This is a genomic window from Brevundimonas sp. DW-iso22, assembly GCF_058725425.1.
Map to the genome: position 1 here is coordinate 78562 of NZ_JBZXEB010000007.1, position 25985 is coordinate 104546.

Below are 25985 nucleotides of genomic sequence, written 5' to 3' on the forward strand. Positions count from 1 at the left end.
CCCCCAGCTTTAATCCGACACCCCCGCCGCGACCCGTTGGTTTGCCAATCACGGGCGACCCAAGCGCAACAACCGATGTTCGGCGACCGCCATATACGTGGTGGTAGCCATACGGCCAAGCTGAGTCCTATCAAGGCCATAGCCGACATAACGTCGCTCCATGAACCTGCTGAGGATCCATCATGAAAACCATCGCACTTGTCGCCGCTTTGGCCACGCTTGTGGCTGGACCCGTTGCCGCCCAGAACGCCGGGCTGACCGCCAACTATGGCGAGATCAGTCTGCGCTCGGGCTTCACCCCCGACCCCTACCGCGTCCAGGTCACGGCCGGCGGTTCTGTGAATGGCGGTGCCCTGCCCGGCTCGTGCACGGGCATGATCAGCGAGGCCCCCGATTTCGAGGTCAGTTATTCCGCCGGCAGCCTGCCGCTGGTGTTCCGCACGCTGTCGTCGTCGGACACGACCCTGATCATCAATGGCCCGGATGGCAGCTGGTCCTGCGATGACGACAGCTACGGCGACGGTGACGCCGAGGTGCGCTTCAACCGGCCCCAGAGCGGCACCTATGACGTCTGGATCGGCACCTTCGGCGGCGGCACATCGTCCGCCACGCTGCTGATCACCGAAACGCCCTGACGGCGGTCGAGCGGGGCTGGCAATGAGGCCAGCCCCGCCTCCGCGACCCAGCAACATCGTCCATTCGGAGGGCTGTCATGCCTCGAAACACAACCGTGGTGACGCGGCGCAACTACCTGCAGCGGCTTGGGGACAGCCTGGTCGGCACGCTGATCGGCATCGTCCTGATCCTGGCCAGTGTCGCCGTTCTCTTCTGGAATGAAGGGCGCGCCGTCGAGGCAAGCCGCGGTCTGGCTGCCGGCGAGCGCGTGGCCATCGCCTTGTCCCAACCGACCGTCTTGCCGGCGAACGAGGGCAAGCTGGTGCACCTGACCGGTCCGGTCGTCACCACTTCGACCCTCACCGATCCGGACACCGGGGCCGTCTTCCCCGCAGCCCTCGGGGTGCAGCGCAGGGTCGAGATGTTCCAGTGGATCCAGACCGCGTCTTCGCAGACCCAGGACAAGCTCGGGGGCACGCAGGAGACCACGACGACCTACAGCTATGCGCCCGGCTGGAGCGACACCCCCCAGGACAGCTCGACCTTTGCAGAGCCTCAGGGACATGCCAACCCCACCTTTGGCTTCCGCTCCCAGGCCTATTTCGCTGCCGACGCCAGGCTGGGTGGATTTGCCGTTTCACAGAATGTGCTCGAGCAGGTCCCGGCTGAAACGCCCATACGCCCAGAAATCATCCCGCAAGGCTGGACGCAGACAGAGGCAGGGCTTTATCGCGGCACCGGCTCCGCCGCTTCACCCAGAATCGGCGACATACGCGTGACCTACCAACAGCTGCCATCCGGCACTGTCATGTCCGCTCTGGGGGAGCAGTCGGGCGGTGAGTTGGCGGGATGGACGCCGCCAGGGAGCCGTTACACCCTGCTGAAGGCACGGGCGGGTTCATTCTCGGCGGCCGCCATGTTCGCCGATCAGAAGTCCAGCGAGGGGCTGGCGACCTGGGCACTGCGGGGCGTCGGATATGTGATGGCGATCGTCGGCTTCCTGATGCTTCTGGGTCCACTGTCTGCGCTTGCGAATGTCGTCCCCTTCATAGCCACCCTGCTGGGGACAGTGTCGGGGTGGATCGGCTTCATGCTGGCCACAGTCCTGACCACGGGCACCATCGCCCTGGCCTGGCTGGCCGTGCGCCCGCTTCTCGCGATTGGCCTGCTGGTCGCCGGTCTGGGTCTGTGGCTGGCCGTGCGCATGCTGGGTCGCCCTGAGCCGCGCTCGTCAAGGGGATAGATATCCGAGCGGCGCTAAAGGGATAAAGGTTTTACCCAGCTCGGAGGGCCGGCCTTCCCGTTTTTTTGCTTTTAGGAATTAGCCAGCTCTCACGATCGAGATCCACATTCTCCCAGTGGGCATCCAACAGTTCGCGCACACGAGCACTGGTCAGCAGCAGAAGGCCGACAATATGCTGCAGCTGAGGATTCTGCGTACTGGCAGACACTGTGTGTCCAAGCCACCAGCTGGATGCGTTCCCACTGGGTACCCACGCGACTCTCTTGCCAAAGTGCCTCCCGCCCATCACGGGACGGCTTCCTGTCTAGTGCTACTCTGGAAAGGTGGTGCCGCTTAGGTGACTCGAACACCTGACCCCATCATTACGAAATCTAGGAAAGCGCGAGGCTGAAACCCAAGCCGGGCATAACTTTCTGACGATTTCAGCAGCTCGCGCAACCGCAGACCCAACCCCTTCCCAGTCTGAGCTGATCCGGTGATCGGGGCGTTCTGAAGTTTGCGCGCTTTCACGTGGGAAACTCCAAAATCCCGACCTGCGCCATACCTGCGAAAAGGATTCGCACGAGCCAATCGCGCCCTCGCCGATCCAATTCCTCGGGCTGCTCGTCACCTGAATGGAGACGTCGTGTCATGGTTAGCAGGAGCCCCTGATCGGCTGGCCCGAGGTCTCGCAGCAACTTCTGAAGCCGCTGGTGCACCGACTAAGGAAATGTCTTCCCTTCACACCGTCAATAACTTGCCACGCTACTAGGACACGGGAATACCGCCCCGCACCGTCCTCAACCACCCTTGACGCCCCCCAAGCGCCGGCGTCTGCGCTCTAGTCTCCCGTCACTCGCGCACTCCGGCACATGAAAATAGCTTTTGCGGCAACGGGCAATCTATCCGAACGGCAAGCCCGCAAGCAGATACACTGGCTGGATACCCAGTTTAACAGGTCGCAGGGCGAGCTTGAGCTTCTCGGCACACTCTTAGTAGGTCTTTGCGCACGCTGCCAAGGGTCAGGTATGCAATCTCGACATTGCTGTAGCCCTCATTCTTCAAAGCCCGGTCAATGTCTTTGCTGACTTTGAACCGGCCTGAGCGTGCCAGTTCGAACGCGCGTTCCATCGCAGACTGTCGCACTGTTCGCTCTCCCCTAGGCTGGAACCGCAGATTCGAAGCGTTGAATTCTGCATAACCTCTGCCATACAAACGCGCATGGTTGAACCCCGAGTTGAGCTGCTGCGCCTGTTAAAGCGGACACTAACTCAGTGCCGCGAGACGCAGGATTTCTGGCTCGACAACGATTTTCGTCTGACTGTAGGTGGCATCGACATCACTGAAGCGGAGCGAGCAGCGGCCGATCAGCGGATTGAGCATCTCGAGAACTTGATTGCTGCCATGGAACGCGAAGGCGGTTAGCCGTACGGTGCTGATGCTCTCGTGTCTTCAGCCAGCCACCTTCGCCTGGACCGTCAGAATGCCAATCGTCTTTTCTTCATCGCGGACAACAATCTCAAGAATCTCGCCGTCCCATAGATGAGGCGCTCGACTAGGGGTCAACTCCGAAACGACCCGGATAGCCGCCTGTCGGGCCGCGTCGCGATCCTCTAACACCTCCCCGTCGTGGTCGATCACGTGTTCACCGTCGAGGGTGTCAAAGAAATAACGGGGCATAGTGCCTTAATCCGGCGTGGATTACCCGGTTCCACTGAACCGACAAGCTTCGACGCCTGTTCGCTCGGTCGACTACCAACTAAGGAGCCGACGTGCGCGCGATCTCCGATGCTCGACCAGTTTCGCCATCACCCCTATCGGCATCAGCTTGCTGACTGGTGTCAGTCTCCTGATCAACGTGGGGGCTTTGAAGACGGGGCTTCACAATCGCAAGCGCCAACACCAACGCTGCCAAAGCCACAAGCCCGGCCAAGATAAGTAGCCCATTCCATCGGTTGTGCTCCGCATCTTTCAATCGGTCTGGCATTTTGTGCTCCCTTAGGGGCAAGAACGCGTGAGAGCCGCGATAGCATCATTACCGTGGCTTCAACGTTTTGACAGGGGTAGGCAACTTGCCAGCGGCGCTCAACTGCCGCTGCTTAGCCTCAGCGAGTATCTGACGAACGATATCTCCACCGCCGAGGATGGGCATCGGCTCGCCAAACGTCGCTCTCCACTGTCGGTCGAGTTCCTGATCTTCCTTCGTGAGCGGGCTTTGCATCATGCCATTTTGGTAGGCCGACCATGGCGCGAAAATGGCTTTGCACCTACTTCCACGCAGGGCCCATCCATAATCTCTGGCGACGTCAATCAGGGTTTCCAGTACCTTTGACGGCAACGCTAGCTGAGCGGCGTTGCTCGCACCAGGAGCCCTTAGCCCGCGTCGCGTTTCCAGAAGGCGGACGTCATCCCCATGCCGATGGCCACGCCGATCGCGAGCCAAACGCCGATGTTGTCGGTTGCGGCTCCAATAGCGATCCCGGCACCTATCCCCGCGGCCAATGGCATCCACCTTTTGAAATCATTCTTCGACACTGTTGGCCTCCTTATCGCCATTGCGGCACTTGCGGCCAAATCCTGCTACTCGCGAGACAAGTGCTGGTCATTATCAGGCCTGGGTCAATGCCGGGGGCCACTCATCATCTTCTGGACGACAGGGTCCATCAGCGAGGCGACCACTTCTAGGTCGAATGCGTTTTCAGCCTCGGTTAAGTCCGCCAGCACACGCGGTTGGTTCTGTCTTATGGTCGATAAACGATAGTGGCAGCCACCGGCCCGTCCGAAGGACTTGGGCTCACCAACCTCGAAAAGTCTCACCCCCGCCTCTTCACGCAGCAGCTTTTTAAATGAAGCCATAACGATACCTCCTCGGGCAAAATATCATCACAAGGTGGTTCAGTTGTCGAATCGGGCGCCCTAGAGCGAGAGTGCGGAGTGCCGACCACAAGTTAGGGCGGACATTGACTGGACCATTCAGCGATCATAGCCCGGACATATGAAGGTTGCCCGCCAAGCTCTATTTCACTGCCTTATTGGAGTGGCGATTGCTCTCTTGTCGACGTTCGTTGCCTCCCGCTCCGCCTTGGTAGCGTACCCGGAAATTTTGGGCTGTGAGAAAGGATGCAACGTTGTAGCGACAGGATGGCCCTTCACATTTGTGAGCGACTATCTCGGTATGTCGGTGGTCAACAGCGCAGATATTACGGAGGTCTGGTTTGCAGCGGATCGCTTTTCCTGGGAACCGTTCCTGCTGAATGTAGGGGTATGGGCTCTCGCGTCTTCTGCCATAATGTGGGTGACTCGCCGCATTATCCGAACGCCATAGGTCCACGCGTAAATAGCTGCGGAACGGCGGGCGTGATGCGAATGATGGACTCAGCGGTAACCGCGATACTGAAACACCGGTTTATGGAACTCTCAGCCAGTGATCATCTCTGCGTCTCGACTTACGCGGGCCATATCCAACCTCATTCTTAGGGAGAGACCGTAAGGGGATTCACAACCTTCAACTAATCGCTTCAACAGCGCTGCATGTGCCGGACGCACCTTCGGCGTTTCCATGATCCAGGAGGTGAAGGCCCGGTCGGTTGATAAATCGGTTCCAAGAACGCGCATATTGCGGTGTCTGCCATCGTCCGCCAATCGAGATTCGAGGGCAGCGCGTCCTCCTGTGGAGGATTGATGCGCCCGAGCGCAGTCAGCCATCACCTCTATCGCCTGCTGTGTCGAACCTTCAGCCAGCCCGCTTCCGGTGACTCCCCAAGGCGACGACGACGTGTCATCGTTTCGTTTGAGAGGGAGATCGCGATGTCCAGTTTTACCGATGAAGACCGTCGCCAAGAAGCTGCCCGACGTCAGCGGCAGAGACACGACGTGACCCACCCAAACACCACGGAGTGCATCGTTTGCGGGCTTCGGTTCGCGTCACATGAAGCAACCGACCCTGACAACCCGATCTGCCCGGTCTGCCTATAAAGGTGGACGACCTTTATCCGGATGGGGCGCTAAGTTTGATCGAGGGCAGTCGTGATTAAGCGGGCGATAGTTCTGGCATCTGTTTTTGTTCTTGCGTCTTGCGGATCGTCTGACGGCGTTGAAGGCTATGATGCCCTGTCGAACTTCGTGGCGGACAATCGGGTTGGCGGAGGGTCAGATCAGTGGATCGAAATGATCACCGCGACGGGCACCTCGGAGCGTGTCGGTTTGATCTTCGGCTACATGGACGATCATCAAGCCTGCCTTGAAGCCGTGGCAGGAATGCAGGAAGCAAATCCCGGCCGCGTCTACGTCTGCACGCCCGCCAACTAAGCGCCGGCTGAATGAGGACCCACACGAGCTCACGCGCCTTGATAGGAGCGGGCATATCTCGGGCTTGACGTGAACGTCGAGGCGGTGACCACTGATCTCTGCGGTGCAATGTACACCGCAAGGCGGCCTGGCTCACGATGCCCCCTGCTGAAGAAGCCAGGCCGCCACCGTCTCTCCGAAGAAACTTCCGGGAAATGACAATGCCAATTAAACGCGTTTTCCCAATCGCGCTCGTTGTCGGTGCTGCAGTAGCCCTCTCTGCCTGCGCTACGTTCCAGCGAGGTCCCGTCGGCAACGCCGCCGTCCCGCAGCCGACCAAGGCTGTCGATCTAAACCGATATGCTGGGCTCTGGTACGAGATCGGCCGCTACGAGAATGGCTTTGAACGTGACTGCGAGGGCGTGACGGCTCGCTACACTGTCCGCGATGATGGCATCGTCGAAATCCTGAACACCTGCCGCCAGGGCGGTGTCACCGGCACGAGCAAGAGCTCTAGCGGCAAGGCCAAGATCGTAGAGGGTAGCGAGAACGCCAAACTGAAGGTCTCCTTCTTCGGGCCCTTCTACGTCGGCGATTACTGGGTGCTCGACCGCGCCGACGACTATTCCTGGTCGATCGTCGGAGAGCCATCAGGTCGGTATCTGTGGCTACTCACTCGTACGGCCCAACCGAGCGACGAAACGCGCGAGACGATCATGACCCGCGCACGCGATCTCGGTTACGATATGAGCCTGATCCGCGCGACGCAGCATTAGTCGATCAAGCAGACACTTCGCTCAACGTCATTTGCGGGAGTACGGAGCGTTCTGCACCGTCCAGACCGGGTGATGGCGCTGGATCATCGGCGTCCTCAATTGCCGAGCAATCTCCCGAGCATGTTCAACATTGCCGCCAGTCTCCAGGACCTCCAGCTCAAGCACATCAAGGTTTTTGAAAATCAGCTTGCCTGCATGATGATTGCGGCCGCTGACGCCGGTCCGGGTGAGATCAGCCAGTCTCTTTGCAATTCCTCGAGACCTGTCCACTGCCGTGCCGAGCGCCATGATCTGGCCTCGCAGCGTAAATCGAAACAGGCCCACCCTATGCCTCAGCTGGGATTGAGTCTTTCGCAGACCACCGGGAACATGCTCCCACTCTCGGTCCCATTCATCGATACTCATGGGACCGATTAACAGTGGCTGGTGCTTGGTCATTGTGGTGCTTTCAAAAAAAAATAAGGGAGCCCCGCCCCGCGCACCAGCCGAAGCCAGCGCACGAGGCGGGGTAAAGGTTAGGCCGCAGCCTGTTTCGCCGCGCCGGCCTCGACGGCGGCCAGCAGGGTGTCATTGGCGAGGTGGGAATACCGCTGGGTCGATTGGTAACTGGCATGACCCAGCACCTTGCCGACAGCGAACAGATCGACGCCGCTGTTGACCATGAAGGACGCCGCGGAATGCCGCAGATCGTGGATCCGCAGGCCGGGCAGCTTGGCCGCCTTCCTGGCCGTCTGCCATGAGTGCTTGATGGACACGAACGGCACGAGGGTGTCCGGATTGGGCACCAGCCATGGGCAGTTCTTGAAGCGTGGTAGGGCTTCGATGATCGCTATGGCATCCTTCGGCAGCGGCACATGGCGAGGCTTTCCTGTCTTGCTGGTCGGGATGAGCCAGGACTGTCGATCAACGTCCACGTTCTCCCATCGGGCGTCCAGGAGCTCGCGCACCCGGGCACCCGTCAGCAGCAGTAGGCCGACGATATGCTGCAACTGGGTGTTCTGCGACGCCGCCACAGCTTCGCGTAGCCGGGCCGCCTCCTCTGCCGACAAGAACCGTTCACGCGCATTGTTGAGGGGTTTCCTCGCAATGCCCCGCGTGGGATTTTTGTCGGTGCCCGGTATGTCCCAGCGCTGGCCGAGGACATAGGACCGCCCCAGCAACACCCGCATCCGCTCGACCGTCGCGGGTGACAACCCGGCAGCAAGTTTTGCGGCCAGGAACTGACTGACGCCCCGCGGGGTGATCTCGGTCAACCGCATCTTGCCGAAATGAGGCAACAGGTGGTTGCGCATGCAGGCTTCCATCGTGTCGTAGGACTTCAGGTGAAGCTTGGCGTCGGCGAGGTGCATAGCGGCCAGTTCACGATAGAGCGGGATAGCCTTGGCTTCTGCCTTTGCCGCGCCGGGGTCGCCGCCCATGACGACATCAGACCGCAGTCGCTCCGCCGCCTTCGCCGCCATTGCAAAGGAGATGTCCTCGACACGGCCGATCTTGAACTGGCGCTGACGACCAAACTTGTCGACGTAGCGGAAGTAGTAGGTCCGACCGCCCGAGACGCGGACTTCGAGGACGAAACCTTTCCGAACAGAACAGTAGTAGTCGGTTTTGTTCTGGCCAGGCTTACAAACGGCGGTGGTCACGAACGCATGGTCGAGTTTGGCTTTGGCCATGATGAGTTCCTTTATTGTTTTCGGCGGGCATCCAGGCGTGGCATCGCGTCAGAGCGTACGTCGTAGCTGTCGAGGTCGAAATAGACCCGGTCTCCGACGTTGACGACGAAGTCCTGTTCGGAGCCGGCAGCAGGCGCGCCCATGTTGTTGCCACCGATATTCTCGTTGCCTGAATACTGAGGATTGCCGGCAGGAGGCGGGGTGTTGCCAGCACCCGTATCAGCAGGGGTGCGCGGGCTGCACGCTGCCAGGGCGGTCAGAGCTACACCGACAGCAGCAGCGCGCATAAGGCGAGAGGTGTTGATCATCGTTCGTCTCCTTGGGTTAATGGATTTCATGCCCAGCTTCGCTTTGCGGGGTTGGGAGTCGGGCATCTCTTGCGAACCGCCCGGTAACGCGGCGTTCAATCGTGCGGTCATGCGACTAGCCAAGTGATTGCGATCCCGGCAGCGACCGATGGCAGGCCGATCAGCCGGACAGCCGGCTCCGAGATGCGACGGGACCACCAGACTGAGTAGGCTGAGTGCCAGCGCCTCGGCAGCGCCAGAAGAACCAGCGCCGAGATGATGAGAAAGCCTCCGAAGACGACGAAAGCCTGCTGCACAGAGGTGGCGCTGGCGCTCAGGATGAACGCCACACCGACGATAATCCTGATGACCAGTTCACCGACATGGATAGAGCGCGTGCTTCCCATTTTGGCCAACGGCGCAAGCGCCAGTCGAGGCATGGTCAGCATCAAGATTCCGAGGCAGCACATCCAGAGGCCGGCCAGCCCGACGGCCAACTTGGCCGCTGCGATGATCATGGGATGATCCATGGCGGCGATCCCTAGGACCGAGCGTCCGTGCCGATCGGTTCGACATCCGGATCGGCCGCAACGGGATCTACCTCGCGCCGACGGCTGGCCATCCCAAGCACGATAGCCGCACCAAGCGCCGATAGGATCGAACCGCCGATGACGCCCAGTTTGACCTCGATCTGCTCAGGCGAATCGACCGCCCCGGGGAAGGCGAGGACGCCAATGAACAGGCTCATGGTGAAGCCCACGCCACAGAGCATCGAGATGCCGTAGACCTGCAACCAGCTGGCTCCGGTCGGCCGTGCACCGATCTTGAGTGCCGACGCCAGCCAGGCCATCCCCATCACGCCGATCTGCTTGCCGACGAACAGCCCAAGCGCGATCGCGATGACCAGCGGAGCGAACGCCTGATCCATGGACAGGCCGGCGAATGACACCCCGGCCTTCGCAAAGGCGAAGAGTGGTAGGACCAGAAAAGCATTCCAGGGATGCAGATCGTGCATCGCTTCCTTAAGGGGGCTTTGCAGGTCCTCCTTGCGCGCGGCGATCGGGACAATCATCGTAAAGGCGACGGCCGTCAGCGACGTGCTGATCCCGGACAACACCGTCAGATACCAGACCAGTGCAAAGCCCAGGACCCAGAACGGGGCGGGGACGCGGAAGCGGTGCGCGACCAGACCTCCCGCCACCAGAAAGCCGAGCGCCGCGAACAGGGGCGTCCAGTTCGCTCCGTCGCTGAAAAGCACGGCGATGAGGGCGATGGCCCCGAGGTCACCCAAGCTTGATCGTGGTCACATGTTTTCGCGGCAACCGTCACCGTTCAGCCGGGTTGGTTTGGGGTACCGAAAACAGAATGGAGACCGCCATGTCCGATCCGGACACGTCCAAAGAGGCTGCCCAGGTGGAGCCCGCAAAGCTTGCCGCAGAACTGAAAGCTGAGGCCAAGTCCAGCGATCATCCGGCCGCCGGCCAGACGGCAAACGATGGCATGAACCCGACGCCCAATGGCTCGATCGCCCCGTCCGGCGCATTCGATGCCGAAGGCCAGCGGCCTGTTCTTGAGCGTTCGCGCAAGGCGCGCTGAAACAAACCTCAACGACATCAACTTGGAGAAATCATGGAAATTCTGATTAACATGTCCAACGCCGTCGACGGCACCGGCGGCTTCGCCAACGCCATGGAGGCCACCGCGCGCTCACGTCTGTCGAGGTTCGCCGACCGTCTGACGCGTGTCGAGCTTCATTTTTCGGACCACTCGTCGCAGCGTGACGTCGGCAACGACAAGCGATGCGCCGTCGAAGCACGTCTTGCTGGTGGCGATCCCATCACCGTGACCGACGAAGCCGCCACACTAGACGGCGCGGCCACCGGCGCACTTTCAAAGATAACGACTGCGCTAGAGCGGCATATCGGCAAGTCTACGAACCGCAAGGGCCACTAACCAAGATCGCAAAGCGGCTAGCTTTCGTATCAGGCAGCCTTTCAACTCCATGGACGATAGCTAGCCGCGCCCAACCCACCGTCCGCTTCGCTTCGCTACCCCACGCCTTCGCCTCAACTGCGATGGTTCGGGCGACGTGTTTCTGGCCGATTGCATGGCTGTTTAACCAACAGGCACCAACGCGAATGTCGCGGTGTCAGCTCTCCTCACCGCCATCGCCCGTAGCCTCCGCGATCACGCTCTTTCATCCCCAGCCGTCACGCTACGAGCTTGTGGTCATTGTGATTGGTGGACGAGGAAACATGAACCATTGGACCATTTTTCATGCTTCAGATTCGAACGCGTCGCTTGGCGTTGATCCTCTCGTTGTCATTCGGCGCATCCGCCGTTAGCGCTTGTGCAACCTCGCCCCTGCCGCCCGGCGTAGATCTTAGCCGTACCCAGGTGAACCAAGGCGGGACGACCTTTCGCCAAGGTTTAGGGACGGCCGCAACTGCACCGCTGGATGATCTGAACCTGCGCCGCAAACACGTGCCCGAGGTCCTCGTTGAGGCGCGACGGGATCCGTATTCCATTGAGCACTTGCGACGGTGCAGTGACATCCGCGCTGCCATCACCAATCTGGATGATGCGTTAGGACCTGACGTTGATCAGCCGCAGCCCCCCACATCCACTGGTGATGATGCTGCCAATGCCGCCCTCGCCATGGTGCGAGATACCGCGACCGATTTCATACCGCTGAGAAGTTGGGTGAGAAGGCTTTCAGGGGCTGATGCTCACGATCGGGAAGTTCAGGCCGCGATCCGCGCCGGACTGGTCCGGAGGGGTTTCCTGAAAGGCATCTCATGGCAGCGACAATGCCGGGCCTAATGGGCGAGCTGCTGCCGCAGGCGGCCTGATTGCTGCCCCTTTCGCTGGTCTCATCACTAAGTGCGTTCCGGCAAAAGTGCTGACCTATGCGGTCGGGTCGCTGCTGGTGCTGGTTTCGATATTCCAAGGATTGCAGTTGGCAGGTGTGCTCGCTTGATTGGGAATCGGCGCTGCCGGTTCGGCGTCGGATGTCCGCTTTCCACCCATAGCGGACGTTCGGGATGTCCGCTTTGCGCTCTGGTAGTTGGTTCAGCGGTAGCGTCTCAATCAGCTTGAAGCTCTCTCATGATATCCATCGCTTGTTCGTCGGAGATCATGAACTCGCCCTCGCATGCAGCGGCAGTTTGCGCAGCACCTAGGAAGCCTGGTCGGTCATAGGTCCATTCAGCCTCGTCGCTGTCCTCAGACGAGTTTGTACCGGTCAGATTATTGCCGGCGTAAAAAGTCATCGCGATGATTCTGGCTTTGCGGTCTGCACAATCGGCTTCTCGAAGCAGGAGAACAGAACGGCCGTACTCTACGAAGGGCGTGTCCGGTGACAGCGCATCCCAGCGAAACCAAGCGCGCGCGATGTTGCCGTTTCTGCGTAAACTCGACCTGTCCATTACAGATAGGGTGTCCTGGTCGGACCAGACGATATCGCGAGGCGCGACGTCTATATGCTCAATCTGCCAAGCGATTAGATCATCGTCGACTGGCCAAGAGGGCTGATAGCCATCCTGAGCGGCGACCTGCGGTGCCCATACAAGTGCCATCGCGCTCAAAAGCAGCATCTTCATAGAAGCCCCCATGTTTCACGAGGTGTTATAACTTTAGGTCGCAGGCGCTGCCATAGTCTCGTACGGACCAAACACGACGGACGTTCGCACGCCGACAACGACCACGCGTCATTTTGAGGCCCCGGCGTGCCCCAGAAACAACACTGGCCCAAAGGCACCTGCTAAGTCATTGAAAAGGTGGTGCCGCTTAGGTGACTCGAACACCTGACCCCATCATTACGAATGATGTGCTCTACCAGCTGAGCTAAAGCGGCCCGGCGCGGGCGGGAACCGGCTCGCGCGAGAGAGGCGCTCTTTATACGCCGGGCGCGGGCTTGCCAAGCGCCTCCAGCATCCCCGTTTCACTGGGGTGGTCGGCGATGCGCAGATCGACGGCCGACAGGTCGTTCAGGGGGACGGCCGCCTGCTCCGAAATGGCCACGATCAGCCGTCCTTCGAACGCCTGCGGTCCCAGAGCAGCCAATGCCACCGCCGCGCGGGGCGAATGGATCATTATAGCGTCGATGCTCTCGGGCGCATGAACCCCGGTCTCGACCGCCTCATAGACCGACACGGTCTCGACCCGGACACGGCCGGTCAGCAATCTCGCAAGATCGGCCACCGGTTCCTTTGCCACTGCGGCCAGTAGCCGCTCGTGAGGGTGCATTGCCCGCGACACCAGATTCACAAGATCGCTGACGGAGCCATTGGCCGAAACAACATCCGCAAACCCAGCGTCGCGCGCCGCCCCGGCCGTCGCATCACCCACGGTCAATACCCGGCGGTCGCGTCTGGGGGTTAATGCGGCGAAGGCTGCTACGCCATTGATGCTGGTGAAGGCGATGGCCGCGCAGTCATCCAGATCGGGCGCAGGCTGCGGAAGTGGGCGGATGGCAAGCAGCGGACAGACAACCGGTGTCCAGCCCGTCTCCCTCAACCGCCCGGCTGTGCGCGACGCGCCCGGCTCGGCGCGGGTGACCCAGACGAGGGAAGGGCCGGTCAGAGGTCCACCCTCTGATCGCCCGCCAGCGCATGAACCTCGGCTCCCAGACGAAGGCCCAGCGCGCGCGCCTGCGGGCCGGCGTCCTCCGCCTCGATCTCGAACATCTCGCCGCCGCGCCGCCAGCGGGTCGAACCGTCGGGGGCCAGCATTTCCGTCGTGAGCAGCAGCCGCCCGTCCGCTATCTCGGCGTGCGCACCCACCGCAGTGCGACACGAGCCTTCCAGAGCGGTCATCGCGCCGCGCTCGGCCTCGATGGCCAGGGCCGTCATGGGGTCGTTCAGCGCCGTAACCCAGGCCGCGCCCAGGTCCTCGGCCCGCGTCTGCAAGGCCAGCGCCCCCTGCCCCGGCGCCGGCAGAAATCGATCAAGCGACAGCCGTTCCCGGATCACGCTCTCGAAGCCCAGCCGGTTCAGGCCTGCGGTGGCCAACAGTATGGCGTCGAACTCGCCTTCGGCGAGCCTCCGCAGTCGCGTATCCACATTGCCGCGCAGCATCTCGATCTGCAGGTCCGGCCGCAGGGCCAGGGCCTGGGCCTGCCGGCGCAAGGAGGCCGTGCCTAGACGCGCGCCCATGGGCAGCTCGTCGAAGCTGGGGACCACATCGCTGATGAAGGCGTCGCGCGCATCCTCGCGCACCGGCACGGCGGCGATGCACAGCCCCGTGGGCTGGTCCGCCGGCATGTCCTTCATGGAATGGACCGCCACATCGACGCGGCCATCCAGCAGGGCCTCCTCGATCTCTTTGGTGAACAGGGCCTTGCCGCCGATGTCCATCAGACGGCGATCCTGCACCCGGTCCCCGGTCGTCACGATCTCGACCAGAGGTACCGCCGCCTCGATATCCGCCTCCGGCACACCCAGGGCGCGGCCGATGGCGCGCTGCATCATGCCCGACTGGGTCAGGGCCAGTTTGGAGCGACGCGTGCCGATGCGGACGAGTGGGGTCATGCGGGTGACGGGAACCGTTGCGGAACAGGAACGAGGTCGCTACCTCGACCCCATGAGTATCGGCGCGGACTATAGCAGCGAGACAGGCCGGGCAACCGACGCGACGTCGCTGCCCCTCGTCTCCATCCCGCCGCTTACAGTTCTGGGCCTCGAAACCAGCTGCGACGAAACCGCCGCCTCGGTCGTGCGTCTGGCCACCGACGGCAGCGCGACCGTTCTGTCGTCCGTGGTCCACAGCCAGATCGAGGACCATGCGGCCTTCGGCGGCGTGGTGCCCGAGATCGCGGCCCGAAGCCATGTGGAGATGATCGACGGTGTTGTCCGCCGTGCGATGGCCGAGGCAGGTCTGGGCTATGAGGCGCTGGACGGCGTCGCCGCCACCGCCGGGCCGGGCCTGGTCGGAGGCGTCATGGTCGGCCTCGGCTTCGGCAAGGCCGTAGCTCTGGCCCGCGACCTGCCGCTGATCGCGGTCAACCATCTGGAGGGGCACGCCGTCTCCGCCAGGCTGGGCCAGCCGGTCGATTATCCCTTCCTGCTGCTGCTGGTCTCGGGCGGGCACTGTCAGTTGCTTGAAGTGCGCGGCATCGGCGACATGACCCGGCTGGGCACCACCATCGACGATGCGGCGGGCGAGGCCTTCGACAAGATCGCCAAGGCCCTGGGGCTCGGCTATCCCGGCGGTCCGGCGCTGGAGAAGCTGGCGGCATCGGGCGACGGCTCGCGCTTCGACCTGCCGCGAGCCCTGCTGGGCCGCAAGGACTGCGACTTTTCCTTTTCGGGCCTGAAGACCGCCGCCTCGCGCCTGGCACAGACCTGTGAGACCCAGCAGGACAAGGCCGACCTGGCCGCCGCCGTCCAGACCGCCATCGCCCGCCAGCTCAGCGAACGCGCGGACCGGGCGATGAAGGACTATGCGACCCATGACAGCGCCATCGCCCTCAAGCAGCCTCACCCAGCGGGCGAGGCGTCAGGGCCACCTCTATTTGTCGTGGCCGGCGGCGTCGCCGCCAACACGACCATCCGCGCCACGCTGGAAGCCACGGCGGCCAAGAACGGCTTTGCCTTCCTGGCCCCGCCCATGGCCTATTGCACCGACAATGCGGCGATGATCGCGCTGGCGGGGGCAGAGCGGCTGCGGCTGGGGCTGGTTTCCGACATCGACACCGCCGCCCGGCCACGGTGGCCACTGGACGAACACAGCGCCCTGACAGCCCCGACGCACGCGCCGGGCCGCAAAGGGGCCAAGGCGTGAGGATGAGCATGGAATTTCGCACCGCAGGGGTGATCGGCGCAGGGGCCTGGGGAACGGCCCTGGCCCAGGTCGCCGGTTCGGCCGGTCTGGACGTGCTGCTGCAGGCGCGCGAGCCGGATGTGGTCGAGAGCATCCGCGACCGCCGCATCAACGAGGCCTTCCTGCCCGGCATCACGCTGGATGACCACGTGGCGGTGACCACCGAACTGTCCGATCTGGCGCACTGTGACCTGATCCTGGCGGTGCCCCCGGCCCAGTACATGCGATCGACGCTGACAGCATTTGCACCCTTCCACCGCGCGGGCGTGCCCGTCGTCCTGTGTTCGAAAGGGATCGAGCGCGGCTCGCTGAAGCTGATGACCGACGTCCTGGCCGAGACCCTGCCGCATGCGCCCGCCGCCGTCCTGTCCGGTCCCAGCTTTGCAGGAGAAGTGGCGCGCGGCCTGCCCAGCGCCGTGACCCTGGCCTGCGCAGACGAGGCCTTGGGCGAGCGGCTGATGGAGACGCTGTCCGCCCCGGCCTTCCGTCCTTATCTGGCGACCGACCTGATCGGCGCCGAGGTCGGCGGGGCGATCAAGAACGTCCTGGCCATCGCCTGCGGCATCGTCGAGGGGCGGGGCCTGGGCCGCAGCGCCCACGCTGCCCTGATTACGCGCGGCTTTGCCGAAATGACCCGGCTGGGCGTGGCCCTGGGTGGCCGGGCAGAAACGGTCGCGGGCCTCTGCGGCCTGGGCGACCTGGTCCTGACCTGCTCCAGCCCCCAATCGCGCAACATGAGCCTGGGCCTCGCTCTCGGTCAGGGCCAGACGGTTCAGCAGGCCCTGGCCGGCAAACGCTCGGTGGCCGAGGGCTATGAGAGCGCGCCCGCTGTGCGCGAACTGGCCGCCAGGACCGGCGTCGACATGCCCATCTCGCTCGCCGTCGCGGCCCTGCTGAACGGCGAGACCACCGTCGATCGGGTGATCGAGGACTTGCTGTCGCGCCCGCTGAAGGTCGAACGGGATTGAGCGACGCGCCTCCGCCTGCACCCGAACGCGCCCGTGTGTGGAAGACCCCGCCCAATGTCGCCCTGTGCGCCGAGGACGACATCGTCGATCCCGGTTCGCGCGGTTTTGTCCTCCAGATCGGCGAGGCCTTCTTCCACGGCTTCGTGGTCCGCAAGAATGGACAGGTGGCGGGCTATATCGACCGTTGCCCGCACGCCGGCTATCCGCTGGCGATCGAGCTGGATCGCTATCTGACCCCAGACGGGGCGCTGATCCTGTGCGGTTGGCACGGCGCGGTGTTCGAGCCACTGAGCGGCCTTTGCACCGGCGGCCCATGCGCTGGCGGGCGACTGACGCCCTGGCCGGTTCAGATCGTGGACGGAATACTGCGCACGGCCTGAGGCCTATTCGGGTACCCGGAACAGATAAAGCCCGAAGCCGATCAGGCCGTGACCGAAGTCGAACACCGCCTGCATCCTGTCGGCATGGAACCGCACGGTCTCGGCCTCGGCCGCATCCGGATGCGCCTCCAGCCAGCGTCGCGCCGCCCCGACCGCATCACTTGCATAGGCATCGAACACCGGCTGTGACGAGATTTCACGCCACTCCGGTACAAGGCCAACCGTCGCGGCCGCAGCGACCCAACCCATATCGTCCGTGTACTGATTTGTCGCCTCGACCACCTGCCTCAGCGGTGCCGGCGGCTCGGCCAGCCAGACCAGATCTCCCCATAACAGCCAGCCCCCCGGCCTGATCCGTCGCTTCAGAAAGGCGAACCCCGCCTCCGGCGTCGGTCGCCCCTCCCCCGTCAGATTGGTGGTCCCCAAGGCCACGATCAGGTCTAGCGGCTCGATCCCTTCCAGCACCTGCGCCGCCGACCCGACGACCAGATCGACCTCCATCCCCGCCGCCGCGATCCGCTCCGCCGCCAGTTCCGCCATCACTGGATCGAATTCGATCGCCGCGACATCCAGACCGAATGCCTGACTCATCCGGATTGCCACGCCGGCATTGCCCGTCCCGATGTCCGCCACCCGCGCCCCGGCTGACAGTCCAGTCCGCGCCACCGCCGCCTGTATTGTCGCCATGTTCACGCCATTGCAGACGTCGAGGGCTTCGTAGGCGATGCGGCCGAATGTCGTGGTCATGGGGTCTTGTCGCGTGGACCCGGCGGGCGTTCAAGGGTCGCGGCCACCTTCTCAGACCCGTTCCAACAGGCTAATCGACCGCATGGCCTCTGCCGATACTCCTGCCGACATCTTCAAGCGCGCCCTGGCCCATGCGGCAAGGGCGCTGGCCGAGCAGGCGGAGCTGGAGGTGACGTTCGGGTCGGACGGGCCGCGTCTGTCGAACGGCGTCCTGACCCTGCCGCATCCGCCGCGCGATCCGTCGGCGGGCGACAGCGCCACCCTGCGCGGCCAGGCGGACCGGCTGGCGCTGCGACTGGCCAATCATGACGAAGCGCTGAATGCTCGCCTGCGGCCGATAGATACTCTCGCCGCCGATGTCTTCGAAGCCGTCGAACAGGCACGGGTCGAGGCCGTGGGCTCGAAGTCGCTGGCCGGGGTCCGCGCCAATCTGAATGCGGCCCTGCTGACCCGGCTGGAGAAAACCGGAGCCTTGCGCGTCAATGAGGCCGCGCGGGTGCCGGTCGCCGAGGCCGTCGCCCTGCTGGTCCGCGAGCGCCTGACGGGTCAGCGCGCCCCGGATGGAGCGGGAACCCTGCTCGATCTGGTCCGGACCGATCTGGAGACCAGGGCCGGGCGCAAGCTGGACGCCCTGGCCGAGGTGGCCGACGACCAGACCGCCTTTGCCGACCGGCTGAAGGATGTGCTGCGCGCGCTGGACATGGACCCCGGCGACGGGCGTGGCGACGACCGCTCGGACAATGACGGCGAGGACGAGCCCGACCCGCAGGAGCCCGATCCGTCCGACGATCAGACCCAGGACGACGAAGACGAATCGGGCGCCGGCGACCAGTCGATGGAGGGCACCGCCGACGATCAGGAGGCCAGCGACGAGCGCGACAGCCGCCCCGACGGCACGCCCGCCGATCCCGACGGCGAGGCTTCCGACGACGGCCCGGAGATGAACGAGGGGGCCCTGCCCAATCTCCAGCAGAGCCAGGACGACGGACGCGCCATCGATGCCTATCGTGTCTTCACGACGGCCTTCGACGAGGTGGTGGACGCCGCCGGGCTGTGCGATCCGATGGAGCTGGAACGACTGCGGTCCCTGCTGGACCAGCAGTTGACGGCCCTGTCCAGCGTGGTGTCGCGTCTGGCCAACAAGCTGCAGCGCCGCCTGATGGCGCAGCAGAACCGCAGCTGGCATTTCGATCTGGAAGAGGGCGTGCTGGACACGGCCCGCCTGACCCGCGTCATCACCGATCCGACCAGCCCCCTGTCGTTCAAGGCCGAGAGCGAAAGCCCGTTCCGCGACACGGTCGTGACCCTGCTGCTGGACAACTCCGGCTCGATGCGGGGGCGGCCGATCATGGTGGCGGCGGTCTGTGCCGATATCCTGGCGCGCACCTTGGAGCGCTGCGGCGTCAAGGTCGAAATCCTGGGCTTCACCACCCGCGCCTGGAAAGGCGGCCAGGCCCGCGAGGCCTGGATCACGGCGGGCAAGCCGGCCAGTCCGGGGCGACTGAACGACCTGCGCCACATCATCTACAAGGCGGCGGACGCGCCTTGGCGGCGAGCCAAGAAGAACCTGGGCCTGATGATGCGCGAGGGCCTGCTGAAAGAGAACATCGACGGGGAGGCCCTGACCTGGGCGCACGACCGGCTGAAGGCGCGGCCCGAAAGCCGTCAGATCCTGATGGTCATTTCCGACGGCTCGCCGGTCGACGATTCCACGCAGTCGGCCAATGCGGCCCTGTACCTCGACAAGCATCTGCGTCAGGTGATCGAGCGGATCGAGACCCAGTCGCCCGTCGAGCTGATCGCCATCGGCATCGGGCATGACGTCACCCGCTGGTACCGTCGCGCGGTTACCATCGTCGATGTCGAGCAACTGGGCGGTGTCATGGTCGAGAAACTGGCCGAACTGTTCGAGGCCGACGACAAACCGACACCTGCCCGCCGCCGCCGCGCGGCCTGAGCATGCGGCTTCCGTCACTGAGCGTCCTGTCACGGCTGGTCCCCGCCTTCGCTGCCCTCGCCATCGCGGCATGCGCCGGGACATGGCCGCTTGTTCCGCCGACGATCCCGCCCGGCTGGACGCCCGCCAGCCCGGGCATCCGTCCCGCTGGCCTCGGCCTGCCCGGTGGTGCCCGGCTGGCTGAGGGCGTGCGGTTCGCGGGTGGTGTCGAACTTGTACTCGAAGCGGGCTCGCCCCTGCACAGCCTGTCGGATCTCAAACTGATCGGCGACGGTGGCTTCGTCAGCGTCAGCGATGCAGGCGACCTGGTGCACGGACATCTGGTCTTGAACCGCGGTGGAAGGCTGGTCGGTGTGACAGGCCTGGCCTGGCGACGACTCACCTTGTCCGATGGTACGCCCATCGCGGACAAGGCCGATGGCGATGCCGAGGGGCTTGCCATCACAGACACCGGCGACCTGCTGGTCAGTTTCGAGCGCGACCATCGGATCTGGAACTATGGACCGGCGGCAGCCCCAGCGAACAGCCCAACGCCTGTGCGACACCCCGACGTCGTCTTCAGCTCCAATGACGGCATGGAAGGCCTGTCAGCGCTCGACGCAGGCTGGCGGGTGGCGGGCGAATCCGGCGGTGTCTGGGACTGCACGCCCGCCGCCTGCGTTGTCGTCGCGCCTGTACCCGAGGAAGCTCTGGATGATGGGGCCTATCGCATCACCGGCATGGATCGTGACCCGTCTGGTGATGGCGTCTTCATCGTCCAGCGGTCTTATCGCCCGCCACTGGATGCCCGCGCTCAAGTCCGGCACATGACCGCCGACGGCACGCTTGGCCCGGTTCTGATCGAGCTAAAACTGCCTGGCACAACCGACAATTTCGAAGGTGTCGCGGCTGTGGCCCATGACGACGGGACTCGCCTCTACATCCTGTCCGACGACAACAACAATCCGGCCCAGCGAACGCTGCTGCTGGCGTTCGACATTCAACCCTGAAGACCGTCAGACCTTTTCGCTGACCTTGATCGCCACCTTGCATCCCGCCTTGATCACCGCGCTCAGCAGCCGATAGGCCGGGGCCTCGCGGCTGCCGTGTTCGATGGCGTGGTCGTGATGGGCCAATTCCTCATCGCGGAAAACGGTCAGTTCAGCGGCCAGCGCGGGGTCACTGTCAGACAGTTCGGCGATCTGATCGGCATAGTGTTTCTCGATCACGTCCTCGACCGCCTCGGTGCAGGCATGGGCCGCCTTCTCGCCCATCAGGGCCGTGCCAGCACCCAGCGCCAGTGCCGCCAGTCGCCAGACAGGGGTCATAACCGTGGGCCGGACCCGCTCGTCATTCAAAAGGGAACCGAAACGGGCCAGATGCACCGCCTCCTGGCCCTGCATCTCGGACATATCAGCGGCGATTCCGGCCTTGCCTTTTCGACCTTCAAAAACAGCCTGCTGGGCGCGATAGATATGGACGGCGGCGTATTCGCCTGCGTGGTCGACACGCAGGATTTCAGCGCGTCGTCGGCGGCTGGCCCCCAGACCGGGGCGCGGCAAGGGACCGCGACGGGTATCAGCTTCGAGGGGCACGGGCATCCTTGGGCCTCTTGGCGGCAAGCAGGCTGAACGCGGCCAGGACGACCGAGATCACGGCATTCCACCCTGCCATGCTGATACCCGCAAAGCGCCACGCCACGTCGCCGCAGCTGACCACTGGCTCGACGGCACCGGTGCCCAGCATGAAATCCACCGCCTGGCTGGCATCGACAGTTCCGCCCATGCAGGTCGCGGGCAAGGTCCACCAGTCCATCTCTCCGCCCATATGGAAGACGGCGGTAACGGCCCCGGTCGTGAAGATGAGGGCCAGCAAGAAAGCCGCAACGCGCGGTGTGCCCCGACTGCCCCGGCTGATCAGATGCCATCCCGTGGCCATGGCCGCGACCAGAACGGCACCCCAGTAAACCTCGCGCTGTTTCAGACACAGATTGCAGGGATCAAGCCCGCCAAACCGCTCAAAGGCATGGGCCGCCCCCAGGAGGGCAAGCGACGCCAACAGCGCGAAGGCGGTCCACCACCGGGTCAGGAGACGATAGGTTGCTCTCATCGGACCCCGTTCATAGCGGGGCTGCGGGCTGCCGTCGATGTGTCTTACCCGCCGAAGCGCGCGATCAGCGAAACCGCCCAGCCCGCGCCGACGAAGAAGCCGACACCGACGATGATCAAGGCTGTGGCCCAGGCCGTCGCCACGGTCGCGCCGGCGGCCACAAACAGTCCGTCGCGCTGGATCAGTCCCACCGACAGCAGGCTCAGGGCCACAGAAGGCACTGTATTGGTCATGGGCAAGACGATCGTAAGAGTCGCCAGGATCATGAAGAAGGCTGCGGCTCGTTCTGCCCAGCCTTCAGCGAAGATTCTCAGACGAGGGCGAGACAGGCGCTCGAGCCAGCCCATGCGCTTGGTGGCAAAATCAGCCATCCGCTCCAGCCATGCCTTCGTCACGCGTCGCTTGAGAATGGCCTCGGGCAGCCAGGGCTCGACCCGGCCAACCAGCATCTGTCCCGCCAGCAGAAGAATTGGAATGCCCACGATCTGCGGCACGCCATACAGAGCCGGGACGAGGCACGGGATCGCCAGAATCAGGATCATCAGACCGAAGGCCCGTTCGTCCAGCCGGTCACGAATTTCGCGAAGGGTGAGGCCATCGGGGCCGCTGATGGCCGCCAGATCGGCCACCAAGGCAATGAAGCTCTGGTGGGGATTGTCGACATGCTGGTCGTTATGATCGGACATGGGGCCTGCGTTTCGGACTGCGGCGGGTGGTTAGCCGGAATTCTGTGGCAGGGCGAGGGCAAGCGCCGTTGTCGTAACGGGCCGTGAGTCGCGAGCCTGACATTCTATCGCTATACAGCCGCACTTCCGCCCCATCACCTAAGGATACGGACGTCATGCGCTACCTTCACACCATGGTCCGGGTCGCCGATTTGGATGCGTCCCTGCATTTCTATTGCGAGTTGCTGGGCCTGACGGAGGTCCGGCGTATGGAGAACGAGCAGGGGCGCTATACGCTTGTGTTTCTGGCCGCGCCTGCTGACCAGGCACGCTCGGTAGCTGAACGGTCTCCCGAGGTAGAGCTGACCTTCAACTGGGACCCGGAAGACTACGAGGGCGGTCGTAATTTCGGACATCTGGCCTACAAGGTCGATGATATCTATTCCGCATGCGCCCGCTTGCAGGCCGGAGGGGTGACGATCAATCGTCCGCCGCGTGATGGCCGCATGGCCTTCGTGCGTTCGCCTGACGGCATCTCCATCGAACTGTTACAGGAGGGGGAGCCACTGGCTCCCGCTGAACCCTGGGCTTCCATGTCCAATACGGGGAGCTGGTAAGGCATGACGTCTGCGGCCCGCGCGCGCGCGCTCACAGCCCTGGCAGCAGCGGCTGCTTTGTCCGCCTGCGCCTCTACGTCCGAAACCTATCCGTCGCGCACGGCGACCGAGCAGTTGCTGGTGGCGCGTGCCGCTGACCGGGCCGTCGATGGGCTGACCCTGCCCATCCCCGTGGGGTCCAAGGTCTTCGTCGATGAACTCTATTTCCGGGCCGAAAGCGCCCCCTATGCGGTAAGCGCCATTCGCGCGGCCCTGTCGGAAGCGGGCTATTTCATCGCCCCGTCCAAAACCGAAGCTGATGCCGTATTCGAAATCCGGGCCGGGACCCTTTCGCTGGAGCAGATGCGCCGTGTCTTTGGCCTCCCGGAAATGCGGGTGCCGATCAACGACAGCTTTAACGTCGTCTCACTGCCTGAGCTTTCGGTCTACAGTCGACGGGATCGGGTAGGTGTAGCTGAGTTTTCCGGCTTCCTCTACGAGCCCAAAACGGGCGCACCGCTCGGCGCTGTCATTCCGATGACGGGCGAGTTCAACATCCGCAGCCACAAGCTTTTCATGATCATCGCCTGGGGCCAGCAGCGCCTGTCGCCGGGCGATCGCGATCCGGGTGACAGCTGGCTCCAGTTCTAGCCTGCCAGCAGCGCGGCGCATCGCCACTCTGGCGGAACATACAGACGGTCGCTAGCTTTACCGCTGACACTACACAGGAGACGACGATGCCACTGCTGATGTGCCCCAATGACAACTCTGCCATGCAGACGCTGGATCGGGATGGCGTGCAGTTTGACATGTGTCCGTCATGCCGCGGTGTCTGGCTGGATCGCGGCGAGCTGGAAAAACTGATGGCTTCTGCCACTGAGGACGGCCGCGCCTCGGCACCCGCTGCGCCTCCACCCCAGCAGAATTACGCTCCACCCCCTCAACAGCAGTCACAGCCCTGGGGCCATCAACAGGGGTATCGCGAGCAGCGCCCGTACCGGGATGACGATTACCGCTACAAGAAGAAAAAGCGCGACAGCATCTTCGACATCTTCGACTGATCAGGCCGCCAGTCCGGCCGCCCGCATGAGGGCCTTGATCGGGATGAGGTCCTGCGGCGAGCGCGACAGCACTTCGCGGTTTTCAGGCTGACGCAGCAGCTTCAGCGCCTCAGCCTTGGCGCGGTCGGCGACGGGGCCAAGCGGCGCGGTTTCGCCTGCTGCCATCTTCAACAACGCTGCCAGTTTCTGATGCAGCGAGGCCTTTGCCCGTGTCATCATGTGGATCAAGCGCGCCTCGGCCTCGACTCCACCGCCAACCAACCCGATGGCTGTCACGATCTCCTGTTCCTCGCGCTCTGCCAGAGCGCACGTCATCACGGCACGCTGCAGACCAGCCAGGATCATGAGAACCTGAGCAGGCGATCGTCCGCCGGCCCCGGACCTCATCTCGCTCTCGAAGCGCAGCGAGTTGATGCACGCCGCCAGCCACCGCGCCGCCGAACGTTTATTGGCATTGCCAGTGACATTTTCACACAACCGGGTCAGCGATTCGGCCTCGCACAGGACCGTATTGCAGGACGCCACATAGGCAGCGACGAAATCGGCGGTGATGATGCTTTTTGAACGTTCGCTGAAGGCGGATTGAACCTCTTCAAGCGTCAGCAGCCGACCCGCTGTCGCCGTGAGAACCATGGCCAGGGTCCGCATGATATCGATTTCGCCGACAGCATCACCTGGCCGCAGGCGACGCGGGCTCATGAGTTCACGCACCACCATGCGGGCCAGCGTCGAGGCCAGCAGCGGAAACTGACCCTCCTGCAACCGCTCGCCCAACCGCGCCGCAGGACCGGTCACCGCCGGTATCTGCAAAGCCAGCTTTTCGTCCTGGGCGATCAGGGCTGACACTTCCCTGGGAGCAACCATACGCACCACAGCGGCCAGCGAGGCCCCCTGGTCCAACGCGGGCCCCAGCACATCGGCCAGGCTGGTGCGCGTTGCCAGTATTTCACACAGGATCTGCTCGATCGGGACCATGACCAGTGCGTGGGGCGGCCCATCCATCGGTGCGCCTTCAGCCAGATCCATCAGCTTGTCGACCCGGGCCCGGCCACCCCGAATCCCCTTCAATGCACGCGCGACGACACCGCCCATGACGAATCCGCGCTCGGCCTTTCCCGCCAGACGATGGGCCAGATCGGCGATGGATCGCTCTTCAAGGCCGGGAAAACTTCCGCGCCGTCCAGCCGCCACCACACGCTCGAGAGTGCGCTCCGCCAGCTTCTGGTAGTGCCGCACCAGGTCGTGGACGGGCTGCCCGACCGATTGGCTCTCCGGCACCGCCACCTTCTGGATTGCATGTTGGAGTTCAAGGCCCGACGCCTCGAGCTTTTCGGCCAGGTCTGGTCGGTGAAGCAACTCGAACGGGGTCACGCCCTGACGCTTCAGCCAATCTTCCAGAACCCGCCCGATCGTCTCGCGCGCCAGGGGCTCGTACAAATCCGTCGGTGCCAGGCAGCGTGGGCCGTTCTGATCCTCAGACACCAGACGCTTCCGCTTGATCTCCGGTGCCCCCTTGGTCAGCAGGGTCAGGCTGTGGAACTCCATCGTGTCGGGGTCCAGCGTTTCCTTGGTCACGCGAACAGCGGCCGCGCGATCATCCCGCAGCAGTTCCTCGGCGGTCTGGATCGCCACAGCCCGTTCTTCAGTCGCCATCTGGAGGGCCCAGGGTGCCGGAGCGGTCTTGCGGATATAGACCTCGTAGTGAATCGAACCGGCCATGCCACACTCAACGCTGTTATGCTGCGACACTGGAGTGAAAGCCTTTAAGGCGGGGTTTCATTGCGCAAAAGAACCCGGCGGCCCATGTTTGCGCCGCATTCTTGCTGATGCTCCGTATCGAACGG

Annotated in this window: 32 protein-coding genes and 1 tRNA gene; 15 read left to right on the forward strand and 18 right to left on the reverse strand. The window is 63.5% G+C overall.

Annotation, left to right across the window (positions count from 1 at the left end; genetic code table 11):
• Positions 1-182: 182 nt before the first annotated feature.
• From AC4PRM_RS12750 to AC4PRM_RS12760, 3 genes are all read left to right on the forward strand, one after another.
• The gene (locus tag AC4PRM_RS12750) at positions 183-635 is read left to right on the forward strand and encodes a peptidase S1 (RefSeq protein WP_373259043.1); all 453 of its coding nucleotides are present in this window, start codon (positions 183-185) and stop codon (positions 633-635) included.
• Positions 636-712: 77 nt separating this feature from the next.
• Positions 713-1858: a TMEM43 family protein gene (locus AC4PRM_RS12755; protein WP_492040154.1), complete on the forward strand. Its 1146-nt coding sequence runs from the start codon at positions 713-715 to the stop codon at positions 1856-1858.
• 1200 nt (positions 1859-3058) lie between these two features.
• Positions 3059-3262: a hypothetical protein gene (locus tag AC4PRM_RS12760; protein WP_492040155.1), complete on the forward strand. Its 204-nt coding sequence runs from the start codon at positions 3059-3061 to the stop codon at positions 3260-3262.
• Between the two features lie 27 nt (positions 3263-3289).
• Here AC4PRM_RS12760 and AC4PRM_RS12765 read toward each other — a convergent pair whose 3' ends face one another.
• The 4 genes from AC4PRM_RS12765 to AC4PRM_RS12780 all read right to left on the reverse strand — a co-directional run bounded on the left by AC4PRM_RS12765 (position 3290) and on the right by AC4PRM_RS12780 (position 5707).
• On the reverse strand, positions 3290-3517 hold the full coding sequence (locus AC4PRM_RS12765; RefSeq protein ID WP_492040156.1) for a DUF6894 family protein: 228 nt from the start codon (positions 3515-3517) through the stop codon (positions 3290-3292).
• Between the two features lie 693 nt (positions 3518-4210).
• The gene (locus AC4PRM_RS12770; protein WP_492040157.1) at positions 4211-4372 is read right to left on the reverse strand and encodes a glycine zipper domain-containing protein; all 162 of its coding nucleotides are present in this window, start codon (positions 4370-4372) and stop codon (positions 4211-4213) included.
• Between the two features lie 84 nt (positions 4373-4456).
• Entirely contained in the window at positions 4457-4693 is a 237-nt protein-coding gene (locus AC4PRM_RS12775) for a hypothetical protein (RefSeq protein ID WP_374600386.1), read from the reverse strand.
• Positions 4694-5254: 561 nt separating this feature from the next.
• Positions 5255-5707 carry a BLUF domain-containing protein gene (locus AC4PRM_RS12780; RefSeq protein WP_492040158.1) on the reverse strand — a complete coding sequence of 151 codons (453 nt, stop codon included), beginning with the start codon at positions 5705-5707 and terminating at the stop codon, positions 5255-5257.
• Positions 5708-6004: 297 nt separating this feature from the next.
• On the opposite strand from AC4PRM_RS12780, the gene AC4PRM_RS12785 reads away from it, so the two are divergent.
• Both AC4PRM_RS12785 and AC4PRM_RS12790 read left to right on the forward strand, forming a co-directional pair.
• Positions 6005-6145: a hypothetical protein gene (locus AC4PRM_RS12785; RefSeq protein WP_492040159.1), complete on the forward strand. Its 141-nt coding sequence runs from the start codon at positions 6005-6007 to the stop codon at positions 6143-6145.
• A 200-nt stretch (positions 6146-6345) separates the two neighbouring features.
• Positions 6346-6900: a lipocalin family protein gene (locus AC4PRM_RS12790; protein ID WP_492040160.1), complete on the forward strand. Its 555-nt coding sequence runs from the start codon at positions 6346-6348 to the stop codon at positions 6898-6900.
• Between the two features lie 27 nt (positions 6901-6927).
• Here the strand turns inward: AC4PRM_RS12790 and AC4PRM_RS12795 are convergent, their stop codons facing one another.
• From AC4PRM_RS12795 to AC4PRM_RS12815, 5 genes are all read right to left on the reverse strand, one after another.
• Complete coding sequence (locus AC4PRM_RS12795; RefSeq protein WP_492040161.1) at positions 6928-7338, reverse strand: hypothetical protein; 411 nt, start codon at positions 7336-7338, stop codon at positions 6928-6930.
• A gap of 77 nt (positions 7339-7415) precedes the next feature.
• Complete coding sequence (locus tag AC4PRM_RS12800) at positions 7416-8570, reverse strand: site-specific integrase (protein ID WP_492040162.1); 1155 nt, start codon at positions 8568-8570, stop codon at positions 7416-7418.
• A gap of 11 nt (positions 8571-8581) precedes the next feature.
• A complete protein-coding gene (locus AC4PRM_RS12805) occupies positions 8582-8878 on the reverse strand; it encodes a hypothetical protein (RefSeq protein WP_492040163.1) in 297 nt (98 codons plus the stop codon).
• A gap of 107 nt (positions 8879-8985) precedes the next feature.
• A complete protein-coding gene (locus AC4PRM_RS12810) occupies positions 8986-9375 on the reverse strand; it encodes a hypothetical protein (RefSeq protein WP_492040164.1) in 390 nt (129 codons plus the stop codon).
• A 23-nt stretch (positions 9376-9398) separates the two neighbouring features.
• Positions 9399-10148 (reverse strand): Na+/H+ antiporter NhaA, encoded by a 750-nt coding sequence (locus tag AC4PRM_RS12815; protein ID WP_492040165.1) that lies wholly within the window; start codon positions 10146-10148, stop codon positions 9399-9401.
• Positions 10149-10222: 74 nt separating this feature from the next.
• Here AC4PRM_RS12815 and AC4PRM_RS12820 point away from each other — a divergent pair, with 74 nt between their 5' ends.
• Together AC4PRM_RS12820 and AC4PRM_RS12825 are read left to right on the forward strand one after the other, a co-directional pair.
• Positions 10223-10453, forward strand: a complete 231-nt coding sequence (locus AC4PRM_RS12820) for a hypothetical protein (protein ID WP_492040166.1) — start codon at positions 10223-10225, stop codon at positions 10451-10453.
• A 33-nt stretch (positions 10454-10486) separates the two neighbouring features.
• The gene (locus AC4PRM_RS12825; protein WP_492040167.1) at positions 10487-10810 is read left to right on the forward strand and encodes an HPF/RaiA family ribosome-associated protein; all 324 of its coding nucleotides are present in this window, start codon (positions 10487-10489) and stop codon (positions 10808-10810) included.
• A 1133-nt stretch (positions 10811-11943) separates the two neighbouring features.
• Here AC4PRM_RS12825 and AC4PRM_RS12830 read toward each other — a convergent pair.
• The 4 genes from AC4PRM_RS12830 to hemC all read right to left on the reverse strand — a co-directional run bounded on the left by AC4PRM_RS12830 (position 11944) and on the right by hemC (position 14388).
• Positions 11944-12459 carry a surface-adhesin E family protein gene (locus AC4PRM_RS12830; RefSeq protein ID WP_492040168.1) on the reverse strand — a complete coding sequence of 172 codons (516 nt, stop codon included), beginning with the start codon at positions 12457-12459 and terminating at the stop codon, positions 11944-11946.
• Positions 12460-12637: 178 nt separating this feature from the next.
• Positions 12638-12713, reverse strand: a tRNA-Thr gene (locus AC4PRM_RS12835).
• Positions 12714-12754: 41 nt separating this feature from the next.
• On the reverse strand, positions 12755-13441 hold the full coding sequence (locus tag AC4PRM_RS12840; RefSeq protein ID WP_492040296.1) for a uroporphyrinogen-III synthase: 687 nt from the start codon (positions 13439-13441) through the stop codon (positions 12755-12757).
• Positions 13438-14388: a hydroxymethylbilane synthase gene (gene hemC, locus AC4PRM_RS12845; protein WP_492040169.1), complete on the reverse strand. Its 951-nt coding sequence runs from the start codon at positions 14386-14388 to the stop codon at positions 13438-13440. Before hemC ends, AC4PRM_RS12840 begins: the two co-directional genes overlap by 4 nt.
• Between hemC and tsaD the strand changes: the two genes are divergently transcribed.
• The 3 genes from tsaD to AC4PRM_RS12860 are packed head-to-tail and all read left to right on the forward strand — an operon-like array spanning position 14387 to position 17027.
• The gene (gene tsaD, locus AC4PRM_RS12850; protein WP_492040170.1) at positions 14387-15640 is read left to right on the forward strand and encodes a tRNA (adenosine(37)-N6)-threonylcarbamoyltransferase complex transferase subunit TsaD; all 1254 of its coding nucleotides are present in this window, start codon (positions 14387-14389) and stop codon (positions 15638-15640) included. The two genes, hemC and tsaD, sit on opposite strands and share 2 nt — an antisense overlap.
• A gap of 8 nt (positions 15641-15648) precedes the next feature.
• Positions 15649-16647 (forward strand): NAD(P)H-dependent glycerol-3-phosphate dehydrogenase, encoded by a 999-nt coding sequence (locus tag AC4PRM_RS12855; RefSeq protein ID WP_492040171.1) that lies wholly within the window; start codon positions 15649-15651, stop codon positions 16645-16647.
• The gene (locus tag AC4PRM_RS12860; protein ID WP_492040172.1) at positions 16644-17027 is read left to right on the forward strand and encodes a Rieske (2Fe-2S) protein; all 384 of its coding nucleotides are present in this window, start codon (positions 16644-16646) and stop codon (positions 17025-17027) included. The genes AC4PRM_RS12855 and AC4PRM_RS12860 overlap by 4 nt, the downstream gene beginning before the upstream one ends.
• 3 nt (positions 17028-17030) lie before the next feature.
• On the opposite strand, the gene AC4PRM_RS12865 is transcribed toward AC4PRM_RS12860, so the two are convergent.
• Positions 17031-17774: an SAM-dependent methyltransferase gene (locus AC4PRM_RS12865; RefSeq protein WP_492040173.1), complete on the reverse strand. Its 744-nt coding sequence runs from the start codon at positions 17772-17774 to the stop codon at positions 17031-17033.
• A gap of 82 nt (positions 17775-17856) precedes the next feature.
• Here AC4PRM_RS12865 and cobT point away from each other — a divergent pair, with 82 nt between their 5' ends.
• Together cobT and AC4PRM_RS12875 are read left to right on the forward strand one after the other, a co-directional pair.
• Positions 17857-19731 (forward strand): cobaltochelatase subunit CobT, encoded by a 1875-nt coding sequence (gene cobT, locus AC4PRM_RS12870; protein WP_492040174.1) that lies wholly within the window; start codon positions 17857-17859, stop codon positions 19729-19731.
• A 2-nt stretch (positions 19732-19733) separates the two neighbouring features.
• On the forward strand, positions 19734-20720 hold the full coding sequence (locus AC4PRM_RS12875; protein ID WP_492040175.1) for an esterase-like activity of phytase family protein: 987 nt from the start codon (positions 19734-19736) through the stop codon (positions 20718-20720).
• A gap of 6 nt (positions 20721-20726) precedes the next feature.
• Here the strand turns inward: AC4PRM_RS12875 and AC4PRM_RS12880 are convergent, their stop codons facing one another.
• Genes AC4PRM_RS12880 through AC4PRM_RS12890 form a run of 3 tightly spaced genes read right to left on the reverse strand, consistent with a single transcriptional unit; the run spans position 20727 to position 22505 of the window.
• A complete protein-coding gene (locus AC4PRM_RS12880) occupies positions 20727-21311 on the reverse strand; it encodes a demethoxyubiquinone hydroxylase family protein (RefSeq protein WP_492040176.1) in 585 nt (194 codons plus the stop codon).
• Positions 21289-21819: a disulfide bond formation protein B gene (locus tag AC4PRM_RS12885; RefSeq protein WP_492040177.1), complete on the reverse strand. Its 531-nt coding sequence runs from the start codon at positions 21817-21819 to the stop codon at positions 21289-21291. The genes AC4PRM_RS12880 and AC4PRM_RS12885 overlap by 23 nt, the downstream gene beginning before the upstream one ends.
• A 44-nt stretch (positions 21820-21863) precedes the next feature.
• A complete protein-coding gene (locus AC4PRM_RS12890) occupies positions 21864-22505 on the reverse strand; it encodes an exopolysaccharide biosynthesis protein (protein WP_492040178.1) in 642 nt (213 codons plus the stop codon).
• Positions 22506-22660: 155 nt separating this feature from the next.
• Here AC4PRM_RS12890 and AC4PRM_RS12895 point away from each other — a divergent pair, with 155 nt between their 5' ends.
• From AC4PRM_RS12895 to AC4PRM_RS12905, 3 genes are all read left to right on the forward strand, one after another.
• On the forward strand, positions 22661-23101 hold the full coding sequence (locus AC4PRM_RS12895; RefSeq protein WP_492040179.1) for a VOC family protein: 441 nt from the start codon (positions 22661-22663) through the stop codon (positions 23099-23101).
• A gap of 3 nt (positions 23102-23104) precedes the next feature.
• A complete protein-coding gene (locus AC4PRM_RS12900; protein ID WP_373256325.1) occupies positions 23105-23731 on the forward strand; it encodes a DUF6655 family protein in 627 nt (208 codons plus the stop codon).
• An 86-nt stretch (positions 23732-23817) separates the two neighbouring features.
• Positions 23818-24141: a TFIIB-type zinc ribbon-containing protein gene (locus AC4PRM_RS12905; RefSeq protein ID WP_373256326.1), complete on the forward strand. Its 324-nt coding sequence runs from the start codon at positions 23818-23820 to the stop codon at positions 24139-24141.
• On the opposite strand, the gene AC4PRM_RS12910 is transcribed toward AC4PRM_RS12905, so the two are convergent.
• The gene (locus AC4PRM_RS12910; protein WP_492040180.1) at positions 24142-25860 is read right to left on the reverse strand and encodes a hypothetical protein; all 1719 of its coding nucleotides are present in this window, start codon (positions 25858-25860) and stop codon (positions 24142-24144) included.
• Positions 25861-25985: the final 125 nt, after the last annotated feature.